Annotated in this window: 21 protein-coding genes and 2 tRNA genes; 14 read left to right on the forward strand and 9 right to left on the reverse strand. The window is 51.6% G+C overall.

Annotated features, from left to right (window positions below; all coding sequences use genetic code 11):
- Positions 1–46: 46 nt before the first annotated feature.
- Both B5F35_RS15575 and B5F35_RS15580 read right to left on the reverse strand, forming a co-directional pair.
- Positions 47–1,222 (reverse strand): Fic family protein, encoded by a 1,176-nt coding sequence (locus B5F35_RS15575; RefSeq protein WP_087242504.1) that lies wholly within the window; start codon positions 1,220–1,222, stop codon positions 47–49.
- A 191-nt stretch (positions 1,223–1,413) separates the two neighbouring features.
- Complete coding sequence (locus B5F35_RS15580) at positions 1,414–1,665, reverse strand: hypothetical protein (protein WP_087242505.1); 252 nt, start codon at positions 1,663–1,665, stop codon at positions 1,414–1,416.
- A 101-nt stretch (positions 1,666–1,766) separates the two neighbouring features.
- Here B5F35_RS15580 and relB point away from each other — a divergent pair, with 101 nt between their 5' ends.
- From relB to B5F35_RS15605, 5 genes are all read left to right on the forward strand, one after another.
- A complete protein-coding gene (relB, locus tag B5F35_RS15585) occupies positions 1,767–1,988 on the forward strand; it encodes a type II toxin-antitoxin system RelB family anti-toxin (protein WP_087242506.1) in 222 nt (73 codons plus the stop codon).
- Between the two features lie 310 nt (positions 1,989–2,298).
- Positions 2,299–2,478 carry an AlbA family DNA-binding domain-containing protein gene (locus tag B5F35_RS15590; protein WP_087242507.1) on the forward strand — a complete coding sequence of 60 codons (180 nt, stop codon included), beginning with the start codon at positions 2,299–2,301 and terminating at the stop codon, positions 2,476–2,478.
- Between the two features lie 35 nt (positions 2,479–2,513).
- Positions 2,514–2,882 (forward strand): AlbA family DNA-binding domain-containing protein, encoded by a 369-nt coding sequence (locus B5F35_RS15595; RefSeq protein ID WP_140401248.1) that lies wholly within the window; start codon positions 2,514–2,516, stop codon positions 2,880–2,882.
- 1 nt (position 2,883) lies between these two features.
- A complete protein-coding gene (locus B5F35_RS15600) occupies positions 2,884–3,267 on the forward strand; it encodes a rhodanese-like domain-containing protein (protein WP_087242509.1) in 384 nt (127 codons plus the stop codon).
- A 132-nt stretch (positions 3,268–3,399) separates the two neighbouring features.
- Positions 3,400–4,548 (forward strand): aldo/keto reductase, encoded by a 1,149-nt coding sequence (locus B5F35_RS15605; RefSeq protein ID WP_087242510.1) that lies wholly within the window; start codon positions 3,400–3,402, stop codon positions 4,546–4,548.
- 533 nt (positions 4,549–5,081) lie between these two features.
- Here B5F35_RS15605 and B5F35_RS15610 read toward each other — a convergent pair.
- Positions 5,082–5,561, reverse strand: coding sequence for an SLOG family protein (locus B5F35_RS15610; RefSeq protein WP_087242511.1), 480 nt, complete (start codon positions 5,559–5,561; stop codon positions 5,082–5,084).
- 104 nt (positions 5,562–5,665) lie between these two features.
- Between B5F35_RS15610 and B5F35_RS15615 the strand changes: the two genes are divergently transcribed.
- A complete protein-coding gene (locus B5F35_RS15615) occupies positions 5,666–5,863 on the forward strand; it encodes a ribbon-helix-helix protein, CopG family (RefSeq protein WP_140401249.1) in 198 nt (65 codons plus the stop codon).
- Between the two features lie 55 nt (positions 5,864–5,918).
- Here the strand turns inward: B5F35_RS15615 and B5F35_RS15620 are convergent, their stop codons facing one another.
- Positions 5,919–6,677: a MerR family transcriptional regulator gene (locus tag B5F35_RS15620; protein ID WP_087242513.1), complete on the reverse strand. Its 759-nt coding sequence runs from the start codon at positions 6,675–6,677 to the stop codon at positions 5,919–5,921.
- 144 nt (positions 6,678–6,821) lie between these two features.
- Between B5F35_RS15620 and B5F35_RS15625 the strand changes: the two genes are divergently transcribed.
- Positions 6,822–7,259, forward strand: coding sequence for a YaiI/YqxD family protein (locus B5F35_RS15625; RefSeq protein ID WP_087242514.1), 438 nt, complete (start codon positions 6,822–6,824; stop codon positions 7,257–7,259).
- Between the two features lie 54 nt (positions 7,260–7,313).
- On the opposite strand, the gene B5F35_RS15630 is transcribed toward B5F35_RS15625, so the two are convergent.
- Both B5F35_RS15630 and B5F35_RS15635 read right to left on the reverse strand, forming a co-directional pair.
- A complete protein-coding gene (locus B5F35_RS15630; RefSeq protein WP_087242515.1) occupies positions 7,314–8,015 on the reverse strand; it encodes a hypothetical protein in 702 nt (233 codons plus the stop codon).
- Positions 8,016–8,138: 123 nt separating this feature from the next.
- Positions 8,139–8,630, reverse strand: coding sequence for a helix-turn-helix domain-containing protein (locus B5F35_RS15635; RefSeq protein WP_087242516.1), 492 nt, complete (start codon positions 8,628–8,630; stop codon positions 8,139–8,141).
- 276 nt (positions 8,631–8,906) lie between these two features.
- Between B5F35_RS15635 and B5F35_RS15640 the strand changes: the two genes are divergently transcribed.
- The 3 genes from B5F35_RS15640 to B5F35_RS15650 all read left to right on the forward strand — a co-directional run bounded on the left by B5F35_RS15640 (position 8,907) and on the right by B5F35_RS15650 (position 11,852).
- Positions 8,907–9,122, forward strand: a complete 216-nt coding sequence (locus B5F35_RS15640; RefSeq protein ID WP_087242517.1) for a helix-turn-helix domain-containing protein — start codon at positions 8,907–8,909, stop codon at positions 9,120–9,122.
- 185 nt (positions 9,123–9,307) lie between these two features.
- Positions 9,308–10,405, forward strand: a complete 1,098-nt coding sequence (locus tag B5F35_RS15645) for an AAA family ATPase (protein ID WP_087242518.1) — start codon at positions 9,308–9,310, stop codon at positions 10,403–10,405.
- Between the two features lie 238 nt (positions 10,406–10,643).
- Positions 10,644–11,852, forward strand: a complete 1,209-nt coding sequence (locus B5F35_RS15650; RefSeq protein WP_087242522.1) for a tyrosine-type recombinase/integrase — start codon at positions 10,644–10,646, stop codon at positions 11,850–11,852.
- Between the two features lie 117 nt (positions 11,853–11,969).
- On the opposite strand, the gene B5F35_RS18800 is transcribed toward B5F35_RS15650, so the two are convergent.
- Both B5F35_RS18800 and B5F35_RS15655 read right to left on the reverse strand, forming a co-directional pair.
- Positions 11,970–12,134: an antitoxin VbhA family protein gene (locus B5F35_RS18800; protein WP_162611455.1), complete on the reverse strand. Its 165-nt coding sequence runs from the start codon at positions 12,132–12,134 to the stop codon at positions 11,970–11,972.
- Positions 12,135–12,199: 65 nt separating this feature from the next.
- Positions 12,200–12,288: transfer RNA gene (locus B5F35_RS15655), tRNA-Ser, on the reverse strand.
- A gap of 453 nt (positions 12,289–12,741) precedes the next feature.
- Here B5F35_RS15655 and B5F35_RS15660 point away from each other — a divergent pair.
- The 4 genes from B5F35_RS15660 to B5F35_RS15675 all read left to right on the forward strand — a co-directional run bounded on the left by B5F35_RS15660 (position 12,742) and on the right by B5F35_RS15675 (position 16,069).
- Positions 12,742–13,626, forward strand: a complete 885-nt coding sequence (locus tag B5F35_RS15660; RefSeq protein ID WP_087242519.1) for a sugar phosphate isomerase/epimerase family protein — start codon at positions 12,742–12,744, stop codon at positions 13,624–13,626.
- 40 nt (positions 13,627–13,666) lie between these two features.
- Positions 13,667–13,888, forward strand: coding sequence for a hypothetical protein (locus B5F35_RS15665; RefSeq protein ID WP_140401250.1), 222 nt, complete (start codon positions 13,667–13,669; stop codon positions 13,886–13,888).
- 191 nt (positions 13,889–14,079) lie between these two features.
- Positions 14,080–15,915, forward strand: coding sequence for a glycoside hydrolase family 13 protein (locus B5F35_RS15670; protein ID WP_242969559.1), 1,836 nt, complete (start codon positions 14,080–14,082; stop codon positions 15,913–15,915).
- A 77-nt stretch (positions 15,916–15,992) separates the two neighbouring features.
- Positions 15,993–16,069, forward strand: a tRNA-Arg gene (locus B5F35_RS15675).
- Positions 16,070–16,234: 165 nt separating this feature from the next.
- On the opposite strand, the gene B5F35_RS15680 is transcribed toward B5F35_RS15675, so the two are convergent.
- Positions 16,235–16,785, reverse strand: a 551-nt coding sequence (locus B5F35_RS15680) for a tyrosine-type recombinase/integrase (protein ID WP_140401251.1), incomplete at its 5' end; no start/stop codon positions are given.

Below are 16,785 nucleotides of genomic sequence, written 5' to 3' on the forward strand. Positions count from 1 at the left end.
TCAAAAATAGCACCTTTCAGAAGCTGCGGGTTTCGAATGACGCTTCTTAGACTGATTTTGCAATTTGATACTTCATGCGATTGCCGTATTTTGCAGACCGAAGCAACCCAAGTTTCTCAAACTTGAGTACAAATCCACGGATGGTTGCATAGGCCGCATTGCCAAAGTCTTTTTCCAGCTGTTTGGTGGAGAACTGACTCTCCCCATAAGCGGTGAGGACAAACTGCCACAGGGCCTGTTCCTTTTCTGTGACATTGCCCCGGGCCAAAGCATTCTGGAATGTTTCTGTGGTGTTGGGATCCGGCAAAGCTGATACCAGCTTGTGGTACACATTCTCGATGAAATAAACCAGGAAGGGTGTCACATCCATGACACCGCTGATCTGCGCATTCTGCTCTGTCAATTTGTAGGCGTTGTAGTAACCCCGGCGGCTCTTTTCCACATACTCAGACAGTGGCACAAACAGAGCAGCGGAATACCGCTGCTGCACCAGATACCACAGGTGTATCAATCGCGCCATTCTGCCGTTGCCGTCAAACCAGGGATGCAGGTAGGCAATGTAGAAGTGGATGAGCGCCGCTTTCAGCAGATCGTTCATGGCGAATTCCTGGTGGATAAACTCGACCAGCCCGTCCATATACTCCGGCAGCATCTGCCAGGGGAGGCCGGTGTGCTCCACTTTGTCACCCACAATATACACGCTGTCATGGCGGTATTTATGGCCGGGCAAGAGCTGATCCTCCTGTGGTAAAAATGCCCCAATGGTAAGCGCATAGAGCTGGTGGATGTTCTCCTCGCTGATTGTGTGCTGAGGATCACTGATAAACTCCAGGCCTTTCTTCATGCCGTAAATACGATTCTCACTCTCGCTGGTGGGGGCGTAGCCAGACAAAATCTTGCGGACGCTGTCCCGAGAGGTGTCGATCTGCTCGATAGAGAAGGTGGAGAGAATTTCGTCCTCCATAGCTTTCCTGCCATAGATCTGGCTGCTGCTCTGGGGTGTCAACAGTACCTTGGCCGCTGACAGCTGCACTTGGGCAACAGAATCCAAATAGACCAGATTCTTACCATTGAAATCCTTCAGCAACAGGGGTTTATATAGGCCGCTGCCAAGCAGTGCCACAAATTCTTTCAGATCAGCCTGAGGGTATTTGTAGCCAAGTTTTTTCAGGTCGATGATGCTTTTGTCGGAGAGCATCTTGGCAAACAAGCTGGCATCCATTGCGTTCACCTCTGATATAACATGATATCAATTAGTATCAGTATAACAGAGGATCCCCACATGTGCAAGCATTTATACAAACGGTGTGCCGCTAAATCATCTCTTAGAACGGGAAACCTCTCTGATAACAGAGCTGGAGCTGTCTGCCACACCCGAATCAGAGCCAATCCCGGAGATAGAGGTTAACCCTGTCAATTGAAATCATGCCGGCTGCCGCCGCCGGAACCCAGTTCCTCAAAAGTACAGACGATCTCCTCAATTTGTTGAAAGCATTCGCTGTCTTCCAATGCGTCATTCTCAATGATGGCTTTCACTTTAGCCAGGGCCTTGTAGCACTCCAGCTCCACAATCCTTGTCACATCCGTATGGATGAGTTCCGGGAAGTAAACCTGAATTTTTTCGTTTGCAAATACATGGCAAAGAATCTCCTGATACAGTTCCATGCAGCCACCTCCTTAGTACTTATAAGTTCTACGATCAACATTGTAATAAAAATCTGCGGTATCGTCAATAGTATCAATCAGTACTAAAGGCGGTGGGCGGTATGTTATTTCAACGATTGAGAGATTTGCGGGAGGACCGGGACCTGCGGCAGGAGGATGTAGCGGAAATTTTAGGGATTAGCCAGACAGTGTATTCCCGCTACGAGCGTGGGTTTCAGACAATTCCGGTGATTCATCTTCTGAAATTGGCGGATTACTATAAGGTGTCTACCGATTATATCCTCGGGCGGACCAACAACAGTAAGCCGTATGATGTGAAATAGAGTATTTTAATCAAGAAATTGATAAAAAGAAGGAAAATGGGCTGAGTGGAGAGACTCGCACTTCCGACATCTTGCTCCCCAAAAATGTGTCCGTACTTTCAAATAGGACTTTTGTACCCCGTTTAACGCTTTGCTATGCTCCGCCAGTTCCTCTTTAGAACTCTTCTGCCCTGCTTGTTTCAAGGAATCCTTGAAATACCTTGGGCTGTGGGCTTTGACAACACGGAATAATTTTCTTGTCGGATGAATAGATTTTGACAAGAATGACAAGTATGATTATAATGACAACTAAGAAAAGGAGGCGCTGTGTATGGCATTTGTTGAAAGTGAAGTTGTCGAACTAAAAGCACAGGTTGTGGTAGATATCTGCAAAGAAGTCATTGCCTTTGCTAACACAAAAGGCGGTACGCTATATATGGCGTCAGCAACGATGGAAATGTCTTGGGGATCAAAAACGCTGACCAAGTCATTTTGCAGCTCAACAATATGATTTGAGATTCCATTAAGCCTGATGTGACAATGTTTGTGGGCTACGAACCCCAACATATCGGCGACAAGGATATCATTGCTGTGACCATTCAAAAAGGAACCGATCGGCCCTATTATCTGGGCAGTAAGGGATTGAAACCCAGTGGAGTTTATGTCAGAAACGGCACATCCTCTGACCCGGCTACAGATACTGCGATCCGAAGAATGATCAAAGAAACCGATGGCGACAGCTTCGAATCCATGCGTTCGCTGGAACAGAACCTCAGCTTTGAAGCGGCAAAGAAACAATTCGAAAAGCAGAATATACCATTTGATGCTGCAAAAATGCAGACCCTTGGGATGATGGTGTCTTTTTTACAGCGTAAGAGCACAAAGCTTTTACAGCCGGACTTCTGGAGGAATTGAAATGAAAAGAATTCTTCTTTTGCTGTTCTCTCTGCTGTTGCTGCTGGCCGGATGCAGCGGAAATACGGCAGACAGCTCTTACCAGCAGATCACTCAGGAAGAAGCCAAAGAGATGATGGATACCCAGAACGTCGTGATTCTGGATGTTCGTGAACAGAACGAATACGACGGCGGACATATCCCCGGCGCTGTTTTGCTGCCGGTGGGTACCATCGACGAAGCTGCTGCTGCCGAGGTGATCCCCGACAAAGATTCCACTGTTCTGGTCTACTGCCGCAGCGGAAACCGTAGTAAAACGGCATCCTCCAAATTGGTTGAGTTGGGTTACACCAACATCTACGAATTTGGCGGCATCAACACTTGGCCCTATGAGACAGAACCGTAAAAAGATTGGATCGGTTTTTGTGGTGGGTGTCATCTTGACAGACCGCAGCAGCATGGTAAGATAAGAAAAAGTACCTGCTGAAGCAGGAGCGGCTTTGGAATGAAATTTCAAGGCTTGGAAGGAGGAGTTTCCATGCGGTATCGGGCACTGGGGAATACGGGACTGATGGTCAGCGAAATTGGCTTGGGGGCGGAGTGGCTGGAACGTCACAACGCGGAAGAAGTCAAAGCGGTGATTGACTGTTGTGAGGCCCAGGGAATCAATATTTTAGACTGCTGGATGTCGGAACCCAATGTGCGTTCCAACATCGGAGCAGCCATTGCCGGGAAGCGGGAGCGCTGGATCATCCAGGGACACTTCGGCTCCACCTGGCAGAACGGTCAGTATGTCCGCACCCGGGAGATGGACAAGGTACAGCCGGCCTTCGAGGATCTGCTGAACCGGCTGGGCACTGACTATATCGATCTTGGCATGATCCATTTCGTGGATGAGGAGGCCGAATTCCACCGGATTATGGAGGGAGAATTTCTGGCCTATGTGAAGGAGCAGAAAGCAAGGGGCGTTATCCGTCACATCGGCCTGAGCACCCACAACCCAAAGGTGGGAATTCTGGCTGCCCTGAGCGGTGAGATTGAGATGATCCTGTTCAGCGTCAACCCCGCGTTTGATTTGCTCCCTGCCAGCGAGGATATGAACCAATATTTTTCACCAGAATATTACAAGGAAGGGCTGAGCGGCATCCACCCGGATCGCGCGGAGCTCTACAAGATCTGCGAACAAAAGGGCGTGGGAATCACCGTGATGAAGGGATATGCCGGTGGACGGCTGTTTTCTGCGGGCACGTCCCCCTTTGGCGTGGCGCTGACGCCGGTTCAGTGCATCCACTACGCTTTGACCAGACCGGCAGTGGCCAGCATCCTGGCAGGCTACGACAGCCCGGAACATGTGCTGGCGGCGGTGGCCTATGAGACAGCTTCCGAGGAGGAACGGGACTACGCCAGCACGCTAGCCGGGGCACCTCTTCACGCCTACTCCGGGCAGTGCACCTACTGCGGCCACTGTGCTCCCTGTCCCAAGGGCATCGACATTGCCATGGTCAACAAGCTGTACGATCTGGCGGTGATGCAGCCTCAGGTTCCGGAGTCCATCCGGGCCCACTACCAGGCCCTCAGCGCCGGGGCGGAGGACTGCATCGCCTGCGGAAGCTGTGAGAAACGGTGTCCTTTTGGCGTTCCGGTGATCGCGCGGATGGAGAAGATCAAGGAGCTTCATTTGCTCTGAACCACGTGGTGTTTTTCAGCTTTTGAATTGGTAAAAGAAGATTTATACGGCTATACGGTCCAAATAAAGCAAGGGCTCTTCTGACCAGATGGGGCGGTTGATACCGCGCAAGGTCAGAAGAGCCCTTTTCTGTCTGCTTTACATCAATAAATAGGTTCGAAGCTTTCAGACACAATGAAAGACAGCGTTTTAAAAAGCCATTGCTGGGGAGCAAATGTATTTCAGGTGTATTACAATCTGTATGATTATAAGAAAGATTTTGGCAAAGCATCACGTTTTTTCTCGTATAAAATGGCGGTAGAAAGCGATTTTCTGGGGATATGGCAGTGTTTTTGTTTCCGAGCAGTACTGTTTGGAAAATAAAATGTGTGTTCTTTTGCAAAGACTGTCCGAAGCTCTTGTTATTTCCGATGAGCCATGTAATCCCAGATAGCATGATCCAGAAGTCGAACCGTCACATTTGGATATTCGACACGGAGAGATTGGATTGTGCCTATGAACAACTCCCGTACCTCTTCAACGAGATTATCCTGCTATTCTTCCCCAATGTTCCAAACCGTCAGCCCTTGTTCCCGTGCATAGCGCAGTGTGTATGCTGAGCCACCGGTAGTGCGGGTACAATAACCAATGCAGTATGCCGATCCGTTTACAAGATGACGGTCGCGGTACAAAAAGGCGTTTCGAGAGGGTGTATCGCTGCAGTAGACGATTTTATCGGCTCTTGCTTGTATTTTGGCAGCACGGATCTGTTGTGCAGGAGTCCATCGGTTTTGATAGCTTCGAAAGGGGAGCACCAAAATGACTTTGATAGGAGAAATAATGTCGCGCAGTTCCAGAAGTCTTTCCGCAATCAGGGTGTCAAATCCCAAGACTCCGCCTACGCCAAAATATCGCACTCCCTGTGTGAGAAGGGGCTGCAAGTGAGCGTACGTTTTGGTCCAGAGTTCGTCCTCCATGTCGCGAGGTAAGATGCGGTGTCCAGTGAAGCAGCAGGTTTGCTGTCGTTTGTCCATTGCTTTTCCTCTTTGGTTACAAATTATACTACATATTTGTAGTATATAAATAATACACCATTGTGCACCATAATAACTACAGAAATATGAAAGAGAGGTGCAGCATGGCGCAGGAGGACAAGTTTATTGTGACGCAGCGCAAGCCCGCCGTGGGAAAATCCTCGGTCACGTCGGTGCGTCTTCCGGATACTACGATTGAACAGCTGGAGACAATTGCAGCCAGAACAGGCCGTACCCGCAACGAATTGATTCAGATGTGTATTGATTTTGCGTTGGCACGGTTGGAGATTGCGGACGAATAAACAAAGAACGCCGGCCCGAAGGAAGATTTCCTCCGGGCCGGCGTTTTGCTGTTGCCTATTTCGCCCACCGTGCTGCCGCGTCCCGCAGAAAGCGGGCACAGCCGGGGACTGTTTTGTCGTAATAGCGAGTGAATCGTTCATCGAGAACATACAGCTCGGCAATCCCTTTTTGCTTCGCAGCTGTCAGCTTTTTATCCGTTACAGACAGCCAGCGGCGATGTAGTTCGCAGATTTCCCGCCCTTCTGCACTGTCTGGCGAGAGCCCCATCTCCACAGCCTGTTCCAGCCGCTGGCGCAGCGTGTAGTCAAGCTCGTTCCAGGCAGCATATTCTTCGCAACTAAGCCCCATGAGGGCGGCGTTTGTTTCGTCTGCTGCGGCGTCACCGTATCGTTCCCGTACTTCCTGACCGTAGGTGGCTTCGTTGTTTTCAATTGCCTGCTGTTTGAAAGCGGAAAATTTAGCTTCATCGTTCATGGATTCGTTCCTTTCCTCACAGTCGATGGTCTCCTCCACCGACCGGATCAGCGTTTCCAATCGTGTTTTTTCCGCCTGCAGCGCGGCTAGATGATGGTGCAGCGCAGCCAAGCGGTTGAAGGAGGGCGAGTCAAGACACTCCCGAATGCGGGCCAACTCCACCCCGAGAGCCCGATAAAAGAGAATGTCCTGCAATCGATCAACCTGCTTTGCACCGTAATAGCGGTAACCACTGTCCGCAACCCGGCTGGGTTTGAGCAGGCCGATCTTGTCGTACCAGCGCAGAGTACGGGTGGTTACCCCGGACAGGCGCGACAACTCGTGAATTGAATATTCCATTTCGGTTTCCTCCCTCCATTTATAGTGTAGCAGTTGACGCGACGGCAAAGTCAATAGGAAAAAGAAAATAATTTGCGGTTGGCTTGCGGGGGAAAAGAATCCCACTTATACTGGAAAAAGAACTTATATGAAGGAGGTCCTCCCATGCCAACCGTTCTGATCGACGCCGATGGCTGCCCAGTCGTCGACCTGACCATCCACATCTGCTGTGCTCACAGCGTTCCGGTTTTGATTTTGTGCGATACTGCCCATCGCATTGAGCGGGACGGAGCCGAGACCATGGTCTTCGACAAGGGCGCGGACAGCGTAGACTTTGCCCTTGTCAACCGCGTGCGTCCCGGGGACGTTGTCATCACGCAGGATTACGGACTCGCTGCCATGTGCTTGTCCCGCCGTGCGCGTGTCCTCAATCAGAACGGTCTGGAATACACGGCGGACAACATTGACGGATTGCTCGAACAGCGTCATCACAGTAAAAAGCTCCTTCGTGCCGGCAAGCATTTGAAAGGGCCTGCCAAGCGGACGAAGGAGCAGGATGAGGCATTTGGGGAGACGCTGGAGAGAATGCTGAGGACGGAATGAAGTAAACTTTTCATCGATGCGATTTCCTTATGGAACCAAGTCAACCAGAAAAAATCATGAAAAATAAAATGCATTTGGTACAGTAATATCGAATGTCTGCTTTGCCATTCGGACCATCGCCTTTGCATGAATGCGATCATGCCAAAGAAAGCGTCGCAGAACCTTTCGCAGAGACCACTCTTCCCCGTAACTCCCTATAAAAACAGTGTTGTTCAGGAAATGGGATTGACACTCCAACAGAAGAAAACCTCGCTGACGGCAGTCGAAAATGGAGCCTGCATGATCGCTCTCAACTCCGATTTCGCCGAAGTAGTAGTCGTTTACATTTTTTGTATGTTCATACATTTCATATGCTGTGCGGGGAATGGAACCATAAAAGGTTTTTCTTTCGGGCAAACAGCTTTTGTTTCTGTCAGGAATAGCCTCATACAGCGCCAGAAAATCCTGCGCAGACTTTAGTGCTAACGCTTTAAGAGCTCCGTACTCTTCAACAGTGAGCGGCTTTCGTTCTGCCTCAAAAAGGACGTCACTGTCTGCGTCAGAGATACAGAGATCGGATTCTTTCTCCTGAACAATAAGCGGCTCAAGAAGATCGGGAACTTCCTCACCTTTCCATTGAAGATAAGAGGCAATTTCAAACGGCATTTTTTGTATGGCAATTTCGCATGTTTCACCACGTGAAAATGCTCCAATAAAGTTTTCAGAATGAAGAAGAGTGTCATTTCCATGATGTTCCCATACGCATCGTATTTGCAATGTTCATCACCTCAAATCGTTCTGTTTTGATATCGTAATACATCTATTCGATGTATCTGACGCAAGTGCTGTGGTGATTTCCTTTTCAAAACCATATCCGACTATCTGTTGCTCAAAAAAACTTTACTCCTCCGGCCATCTGATCTTCCACTCAAAATACTGCTCTCTTGACAGTTCCCCATCCCGTAGCGCTCTCTGCACCTTGGCCCAATCGCGCAGGAAATCATCCAGAATCGTAAAGTCAAACCACATGGCGACAGGTGGGCGTGCGGGCCAATCGTCGTTGTCGTCATATTGCAGAGAAAATCCTGAATTTGTGTTGTAGCCGGCGGTGCTTCGGGAAGTTTCTGCCAGCTTGATGATGCCGGGCATCTCCTCGTCAAGCCAGAAAAGCTGCTCCAGCATGGCGACAGCCATCCCGTTTTCCTCCAGGAGACATTCCCGTGATACGTTGAACGCTTCTACCATCTTCTCCAGCAGTGTCGCTTTCGGCACGCGATATCCCATCTCATACTGGGCGATGCGATTGGCAGTCAGGCCGACCGCGTCGCCCAGTTCTTTTTGCGTCATGCCGCGGTGCTGACGGATGCGCTTGATTTTTTCTCCTGTGGTCATGGCAGGCTCCCCTCCTCAGCTTTCTGTCCTTATTGTACCCAAATCAGGTCGAAATGTAAAGAAATAATTAACTTTTATGCGAACTATCTTGACATTCGCTTTTTTGTGAACTATTCTATAATTAACGTTTTTGCGAAATAAAAGTCATGAAAGAGGGAAGGAGGGATTTCGCCTGAACTGACTGGCGACCATTCCAGAGAACAACCACCATGAACAGCCCGAAAAGGAGGGATCATCGACAACAGACGGGAAATCACAGAGAAGGAAATCAAATCCATGTATCCCCTGATTTTTTCCGACTATCCCGACATTGTGACCGTGCGGGACCTGCAGAAAAAGCTCGGCATCAGCCGCCACGCGGTGTACGATTTGCTGGCGGAGGGGGAGCTGGGAGGCATTCGGCTGGGGAACGCCTATCGTATACCAAAGCTGAATGTGGTGCGATATGTGCTGACAAAAAGCGCAGGACGTCCAAATGGACATCTGGAATGAGAGAAAATCGGCTGCTGGGCGTCCAACAGGACGTCCAGCCTTTTGTTCCCGCTTCTGCGGCCACAGGACGGCGCTATCCACGAAGGAGGAGGTTTCCCCCGAAAGCCTCCCAAAGTCCCGTGTGTGCGCCATACAGAGGGAGTTGTGCGGGAGAAAACCGACAATAACAATGCAAGGAGGAAATTGTGCAGACAAACGAACCGATTGATGCAGAAGCCCTGCTGGCTACCCCAATGCCGCCGGTGCGGTGGATTATTCCTGATCTGCTTCCCGCAGGGCTTTCCCTGCTTGCGGGAGCCAGCAAGACAGGGAAAAGCTGGTTGTGCCTGTGGCTCTGTCTGCAGCTTGCGCGGGGCGGAGAGGTGTGGGGACGATCCACGGAGCCGCAAACTGTTCTATATCTTTGTCTGGAGGATACATATGCCCGTATCCAGGCGAGGCTGTTCCATTTGACGGACGATGTTGTTCCCAGCCGGTTATATTTCCAGACCGGATGTGGAGCGATTGGAGAAGGACTGGAGCTTCAGCTGGAAAAATTCCTCAGACAGCATCCGGATACGGCTCTGATAGTGATTGATACGCTGCAAAAGGTACGGGCCGCCGATCCGTCCAGCGGAGCCTACGCGAGCGACTATCAGGATATGAGCGCGCTGAAATCTCTGGCAGATCGCCACCGCATCGGAATGCTTCTGGTGCACCATCTTCGCAAGCAGGGAGCCGCCGATCCTTTTCATCAGATATCCGGTTCCAACGGCCTGATGGGCGCGGCAGATACCATCTGGCTGCTGCAGCGTCAACGCATGAGTACCGCGGCACGACTGCTGGTGACAGGTCGGGATATGGACAGCCGTACGCTGCATGTGCAGGCAGAGGACTGCGTGTGGCAGCTGATTGACGAGGAGACGGCGGGAGAGCAGGCCGAACAGGCAGTTCCTGTATGGCTGTGGAAGATTGCGGATTTTCTGCAGGCTGCCGGATCCTGGGAGGGGACCGCGAGCGATCTGCTGGCTGCTGCGGGACTTTCCGAGCCGCAACCCAATCTGCTCACGCGCAGGCTTGTGGAGCATTACTACACGGTGTTCGCTCCGCGTGGGATCCATTATGAGAGTCACCGCACAGCCAGAGCCAGGTGGATGATCTTCCGGTGTGACGGTTGTGACGGGAATGACGATGAAACAGAGAGTCCCTCCTGCGCTGCGGGTACCGCTGAAGCATCGTCACCTGCGTCATTATCGTCATTGGAAGAAACGTCATCTGGTGAAAACCAAGTGTCGCAAGCATAGCGTTTGGATATCCAAACGCGTTTCGGGGGCAGTCCCCCGTCCCCCCTTGTCCTGATCCACAGCACAGAAAAGCCCGCGCCGGAACAAGTTCTGACGCGGGCGATTCTATCGATTTGTACCCAATGAACGGAAAATCCCTTATGCAGTTTCGTGATAGCTTTCTTCCCCGTGTGGAGGTATTCTTGTGGTGGACCCGGAGGAAGAAAATGAGAAGTCAAAAAGAAAAGGAGAGATGCCAATGGTAGCAGGCCGACTGCAGGAGAAAAACGGATTTTACTATATGGTGCTCAGTTATACGGACGCAAACGGAAAGCGGAAACAGCCTTGGGTTTCCACGGGACTGCCGGTGAAGGGCAATAAGAAAAGGGCGGAGGAAATGCTCAGCGAGCTGCGCCAAAGCTTCGCGCCGCCCAAAGTGGTAAAGACAGGAGAGCTCAGTCCCAACATGCTGTTCAGCGATTATATGCTCCACTGGCTGAAAATCATTCGCTCAGCGGTGCAGGAAACCACATGGTCCTCCTATTGCTTCAATGTGAAGGATCACATCGTTCCCTACTTTGAGGCGACCGAAATCACGCTGGGAGAGCTTCGGGCGAGTCATATCCAGAGTTTTTACCTGCACGAGCTGGAAACGCTCAAAGCCACAAGCGTTCTGCGTTTCCATGCAAATCTGCACAAGGCGCTGAAATATGCGGTTAAGCTGGATTTGATTCCGGGCAATCCGGTGGACAAGGTGGAACGTCCCAAGGCGGAGAAATATCTGGCGTCCTATTACACGGCTGAGGAGCTGGAGCAGCTGTTTGAGGCGGCGCGCGGACATAAGCTGGAGCTCATCATTCAATTCGCGGCCTTTTATGGGCTGCGCCGAGGGGAAGTGCTGGGCCTGCGGTGGGAAGCGGTGGATTTTGAAGCCGGTACGCTGACCATCCGCCATATCGTGACGAACGTCAGCATTGACGGGAAACGCGTCCTGGTGGAGGCCGACCGTGCCAAAACAAAATCCAGTCTGCGCACGCTGCCGCTTGTCCCCGGATTCGCCGATCGCCTGCGGGAGCTTAAAGCGCAGCAGGCCGCCTACGAGAAGCTCTGCGGCAACAGCTACAACCGGAAATTTAAAGGATATCTGTTCGTGGATGAGATGGGAAACCTCATTCTGCCGAATTATGTGACCGGGGCATTTGCAAAGCTTTTGGAAAGCCATGGCCTGCGGAAGATCCGCTTCCATGATCTTCGTCACAGCTGCGCGAGCCTGCTGCTCAAGCAGGGTGTGCCGATGAAGCAGATTCAGGAGTGGCTCGGACACAGTGATATTTCCACTACCGCCAACATCTATGCTCATCTGGACTCGCAGTCCAAGCAGCTGAGCGCGGAAACCATGGAAAGGACGCTGGCGCTGCCGGGCGAATCATCTGTGTCACAGGAAAACCGGAAAAATAGGTTCCGCTGAAAGTGTTGTTCCTGCTTTTTACTGAGTAGAAATGGAATTGCCATTTTTCTGGTGGAAGCACAGCCCTTGTGAGTTATAAAAACGGGACTGGAAATTCCAGTCCCGCACCGCGATCCCTTACTGCTTTCGTTTCAGAAGTTCCTTCACCAGTGTATCCACATCCACTTCGCCGTTCAACAGTCGACGACAGTTGCGCACTACGTCCGGCGAAACCGAAAACCCTTCCATGGCGGAGGAGGCCAATGCATTTTTAAGTGCTTCCTCCTTCGTGACCTGCGTCAAATCCGTCCGTCCCCTTTCCTTGATAAAAAGGGTGGCAAGGACAATTCCGTCCTTGCCACCTCATCTGGCGGAAGCGGTGGGATTCGAACCCACGAGCCCTTGCGGACTACCTGATTTCGAGTCAGGCCCGTTATGACCACTTCGATACGCTTCCGTATTTAATTTTTCAAGCGCGGGTTCCCGGAGCAAAAGAAAAATGCGAGAACGGCACGCAAGATAACAAAGGAAAAAAGAAACTCAAACCCGGGAAAAAGCCCGGTGTTATGCGAAAGTGAACGGACGAAACGGCCAGAGGGAGACAAACTTTCGAGTCAGGCCCGTTATGACCACTTCGATACGCTTCCATATTCAAATTTTGGAAAGCGGATTCCCGCAGCGAAACTGCCTGCATGAATCCGGTAACCATTATTCTATAGAATTTCCGGGAAAAAGTCAAGAGGAATTTCAGCGGAAGGGTGGGAGGGTACGAAACGGAAAATGGGATGGAAACGGCGAATTTCTGGCATTAACGGAGTTAATTTTGACCTTGTCGGAGTTTCGCCCGGCATTTATACTATAAAGCAAAAAGTATCAGTCCGCAAAGAGCGGAAAAGGGAGGAGTTTACTTATGAAACAGATCGAAATCGGAGTATGTGTACCGGGAAACAGGACGGATGTATGGCTGGAGCCTTTGGTGAACGCGGGCTATGAGTGTGTGGCGCTGAATTTCCATATGTCGCTTGACGATGTGGATCTGCGCAAGCTCGCGGATCGCGTGATGCCGTTTTTACGCGAAAAGGGTGTGCGTGTGGCGACGATAGGATTTTACTGCAATCCCATTGAGAGTGCGGAGCATCGACGGATTCTCGGTGAAGTTCTCGATGCCGCTCCACTGTTCGGTGCGCCCATGGTCTCCACGTTTGCGGGAGCGTATGAGGGAGAGTCTGTGGAGAAAGCGGTACCGAAGTTTGGAGAGGTGTTCCGTGAGCTGGCAAAGCATGCGAAAGACAATGGTCTGAAGCTTGTCATTGAAAACTGTCCGATGGGTGGAAACTGGCAGCGTGCCACCTGCAATATTGGGTTCCATCCGAAGGCTTGGGAAATGATGTTTCATGAGGTGCCGGATGAGAACATTGGCCTGGAATGGGAACCGGGACATCAGAGCATTCAGCTGATCGATCCGGTTGCACAGCTTCGCGAATGGATTGGCACGGGACGGATTCTGCATATGCATGGAAAGGACTGCACCACAGACTGGGATAAGGTGCGGCGCGGCGGTGTGTTTGGAGCAGAAGAGTTTGCCCAGCAGCGCACACCGGGCTTTGGGGATACCGACTGGCGTCAGATTTTCTCCATTCTGCGCGCGGGCGGCTATGAATCGGATATCTGCGTGGAAGGATTCCATGATCCGGTGTACAGGGGAGAATGGGAAATGACTGGTTTGACACACGCTCTGCGCTATCTGAACTGGTGCCGCGGCGGCAATTTTGTTGCCGGTCCTGAAACTGTGTAAGAAGTTTTTTCAGCCTTCCCGCCGTAAGATCGTTTGTTTCGTGCTAAAACTGTGGTATAATGTCCGCAGGCAGGCTGAGCCTGCACGCAGCGGCCCGCGCGTTGGCGTGGTGCTGAAACGCAAGCCTGGCGGCGCGGGACAGTCTGAACATGCTCCCGTGTTGTTCTCAGGCAACAGCGCGGGATATGCGGCATATAGACCCACGCACAGCCGGGACGGCGGAGCCGTCTTGCGCGAAGTGCTCACCGCAGGTGTGGGCTGAAATTGTTTAACACAGAGCAGAAAGGGCTGGCATACATGTTTCATTCCATAAATCCACAATATCGGGATCCGGTTGGAGCTGTTGAAGAGGGAACACAGATCCATTTCCGTATCACCGTATCGCGCGATCAGCGTTGTTCCGGCGCTCGTCTTGTCGTTTTCTTCGACAGCGGGGAAACTGAAACATTGAATATGTTTTGGTGCGGAATGAACGGGGAAGCGTATGAGTGGTGGGAATGTCATTATACACCGCCTCGGGCAGGACTTTATTTTTATGAATTTTACATTGATACCTGGCACGGCTGCCTGCGGCTGGGACGCGGCTTCGGTGGGGAGGATACATTGGATCCCAAAGCGCCGAAGTGGCAGCTTACCGTTTATGGAAAAGGCTTCCGCACCCCGGACTGGCTGGCAGGCGGTGTGATGTACCAGATTTTTCCCGACCGTTTTTACGGCTCCGGGGTGAAAAAAGAAAATGTTCCAGCCGATCGCACTCTGCGGAACGATTGGGAGGGCGAACCTGTCTGGAGACCGAATGAGAAAGGGGAAGTCACCAACTCCGACTACTTCTGCGGCGATCTGCGTGGAGTGGAGGAGAAGCTGCCGTATCTCAAGAGTCTGGGAGTTACCTGCGTTTACCTCAATCCTATTTTTGAAGCACATTCCAATCATCGGTATAATACGGCGGATTATTCCCGCATTGACCCGCTGCTGGGCACGCGGGAGGATTTTGAATCGCTGTGCCGTGCGGCGAAACGGCACGGGATCCGGATCCTGCTCGACGGCGTGTTCAGCCATACGGGCAGCGACAGCATTTATTTCAACCGGGAAGGCCGGTATCCCAATCCGGGCGCATACCAGTCCAAGGAATCTCCCTATTATCCGTGGTATTCCTTCCAGAATTGGCCGCAGCAGTATGAAAGCTGGTGGGGCTTTATCACGCTCCCGAACGTGAAGGAAAATAACCCGGAGTATAACCGTTATATTAACGGAGAGGACGGCATTGTGAGAAGCTGGATCCGCAGAGGCTCTTCGGGCTGGCGCCTCGATGTGGCCGATGAGCTGCCGGATGAATTTTTGGATAACCTGCGCGCGGCTGTGAAGGGAGAGGACCCGGACGCGATGGTTCTGGGTGAAGTATGGGAGGATGCCTCCACAAAATCAGCTTATGGACAGCGCAGAAAATATCTGCTCGGCACACAGCTGGACAGCGTGATGAACTATCCGTTCCGCGACGCAATTCTTGGTTTTCTGACCGGTGCGGACGCGGCCTGCATGATGGATCGGATTCTTTCTATCGTGGAAAACTATCCGTCGCAGGTGGTACGGCTTCTGATGAATCATATCGGTACGCACGATACGGAGCGCGCTTTGACCGTGCTGGGGGGCGAACCCACAGGAAACCGCGGCCGCGAATGGCAGAGCACCGCCTGCCTTTCTCCGGAGCATCGCCAGCGGGGACTGCGCCTGCTGCGTTTGGCCGCCGTACTGCAATTTACTCTGCCGGGTGTTCCGTGTGTGTACTACGGCGACGAGGCGGGAATGGAAGGGTACAAGGATCCGTTTAACCGCCGCTGCTATCCATGGGGAAAGGAAAATAAAGAGCTGATCGAATGGTATCGCCGTTTGGGTGCGATGCGGGCTTTTTGTCCCTGCTTGCGGGAGGGATCGCTTGAGCCGTTCCATGTGGGGGATCATATCCTTTCCTATTTCCGTTATGGAGATGGGGACGCGCTTTTCTGTGCCGTCAACCGGGGAGAGCATCCCAAAATGCTGTATCTTCCGCATGATTGGCGGGGAGCGCGTGTGCTGTTTGGTACGGGAGCCGATGAGGATGGAGGTGTTTTCCTTCCTCCCTATGGCTGTGCGATTTTGTATCTGGCTCCGCCGGAGCCGCAGCCGGAACCCGAACCGGAGCAAGGGGAAAAGGAGATGCCTGAGCCGCAGGAAACCGTGCAGGAAGCGGATGTAAGCTCTCTGACAGCATCGGAACTTGCTTCCCGGGGGCCGGTTTCAAAAAGAATTTAAAATAACATGCAAAAAAAGCTTGCATTTTCTCACAGGATATGCTATTATACTCTAGCAGCTTACAAAAGTTGCCAGATGCGCTCGTAGCTCAGCTGGATAGAGTGTCTGACTACGAATCAGAAGGTCAGGGGTTCGAGTCCCTTCGGGCGCGCCAAGCAAAAACCGCATCAGATAGCCGTTTATCGGTTGTCTGTGCGGTTTTTCTTTTTGTCTCAAATTGGAATTTGTTAGTAACGTGTTAGTAACCGGATTTTTCTGATTCAAAATATACTTTCAGTCTTTCCCGGCGAAGATGAAAAAATCTCAGCATTTTTTGACACTATCCCAGCAACCGGATTGCTTTTGTAAGCTGCTCCGCATTGGCATGATTGTAGATGTTGGCCGTCACGCTGTAATCTGCATGTCCCATGATTTTTTGTAAATCCTCTGGTCTTGCTCCGGCCTCGACCATCATGCTTGCGAACGTGTGCCGGGTGGTGTGAAGCGTCCGCTTCGGCAGCTCCAGGCGTTCCAAGAGGGGATAGTATTCCCGCTCCCGGAAGTTGTGATAGCTCTTTTTCCCGCCCTGTGTGTTGCTTACAAGATACTCGCCCGGCTCCTGCATAAGCGCCTTCACATGCACCAGAATAGGCACGGCAATGGGAATCATCCGATCCCGTCCGGCTTCCGTTTTCTCTCCGCCTATCATGTGCGGGGTCTGGCTGTCCAGATGCACGTCGGCCTTGCGGATGGAAAACAGTTCGTTGATCCGCATCCCAGAGTATATGAGGATCATCACGATGCGGGCCACCGGATCAGTTTTGGCCGCAGTCTCTATGATCTTCCTTTCCTCCGCCGTGAAAATTTGCTTTTCTTTCGTGGTTGACTTCC

Origin of the sequence: Anaeromassilibacillus sp. An200, from assembly GCF_002160025.1 — a bacterium.
GTDB lineage: Bacteria > Bacillota > Clostridia > Oscillospirales > Acutalibacteraceae > Caccousia > Caccousia stercoris.

Bases quoted from the DNA above. Each gene is read 5' to 3' on its own strand.
- B5F35_RS15660 (WP_087242519.1), top strand. From the start codon at position 12,742: ATGAAACAGATCGAAATCGGAGTATGTGTACCGGGAAACAGGACGGAT.
- B5F35_RS15670 (WP_242969559.1), top strand. From the start codon at position 14,080: ATGTTTTGGTGCGGAATGAACGGGGAAGCGTATGAGTGGTGGGAATGT.
- B5F35_RS15575 (WP_087242504.1), bottom strand. From the start codon at position 1,222: ATGGATGCCAGCTTGTTTGCCAAGATGCTCTCCGACAAAAGCATCATC.
- B5F35_RS15600 (WP_087242509.1), top strand. From the start codon at position 2,884: ATGAAAAGAATTCTTCTTTTGCTGTTCTCTCTGCTGTTGCTGCTGGCC.
- B5F35_RS15605 (WP_087242510.1), top strand. From the start codon at position 3,400: ATGCGGTATCGGGCACTGGGGAATACGGGACTGATGGTCAGCGAAATT.
- B5F35_RS15610 (WP_087242511.1), bottom strand. From the start codon at position 5,561: ATGGACAAACGACAGCAAACCTGCTGCTTCACTGGACACCGCATCTTA.
- B5F35_RS15640 (WP_087242517.1), top strand. From the start codon at position 8,907: ATGTATCCCCTGATTTTTTCCGACTATCCCGACATTGTGACCGTGCGG.
- B5F35_RS15635 (WP_087242516.1), bottom strand. From the start codon at position 8,630: ATGACCACAGGAGAAAAAATCAAGCGCATCCGTCAGCACCGCGGCATG.
- B5F35_RS15580 (WP_087242505.1), bottom strand. From the start codon at position 1,665: ATGGAACTGTATCAGGAGATTCTTTGCCATGTATTTGCAAACGAAAAA.
- relB (WP_087242506.1), top strand. From the start codon at position 1,767: ATGTTATTTCAACGATTGAGAGATTTGCGGGAGGACCGGGACCTGCGG.
- B5F35_RS15620 (WP_087242513.1), bottom strand. From the start codon at position 6,677: ATGGAATATTCAATTCACGAGTTGTCGCGCCTGTCCGGGGTAACCACC.
- B5F35_RS15590 (WP_087242507.1), top strand. From the start codon at position 2,299: ATGGCATTTGTTGAAAGTGAAGTTGTCGAACTAAAAGCACAGGTTGTG.
- B5F35_RS15625 (WP_087242514.1), top strand. From the start codon at position 6,822: ATGCCAACCGTTCTGATCGACGCCGATGGCTGCCCAGTCGTCGACCTG.
- B5F35_RS15650 (WP_087242522.1), top strand. From the start codon at position 10,644: ATGGTAGCAGGCCGACTGCAGGAGAAAAACGGATTTTACTATATGGTG.
- B5F35_RS15615 (WP_140401249.1), top strand. From the start codon at position 5,666: ATGGCGCAGGAGGACAAGTTTATTGTGACGCAGCGCAAGCCCGCCGTG.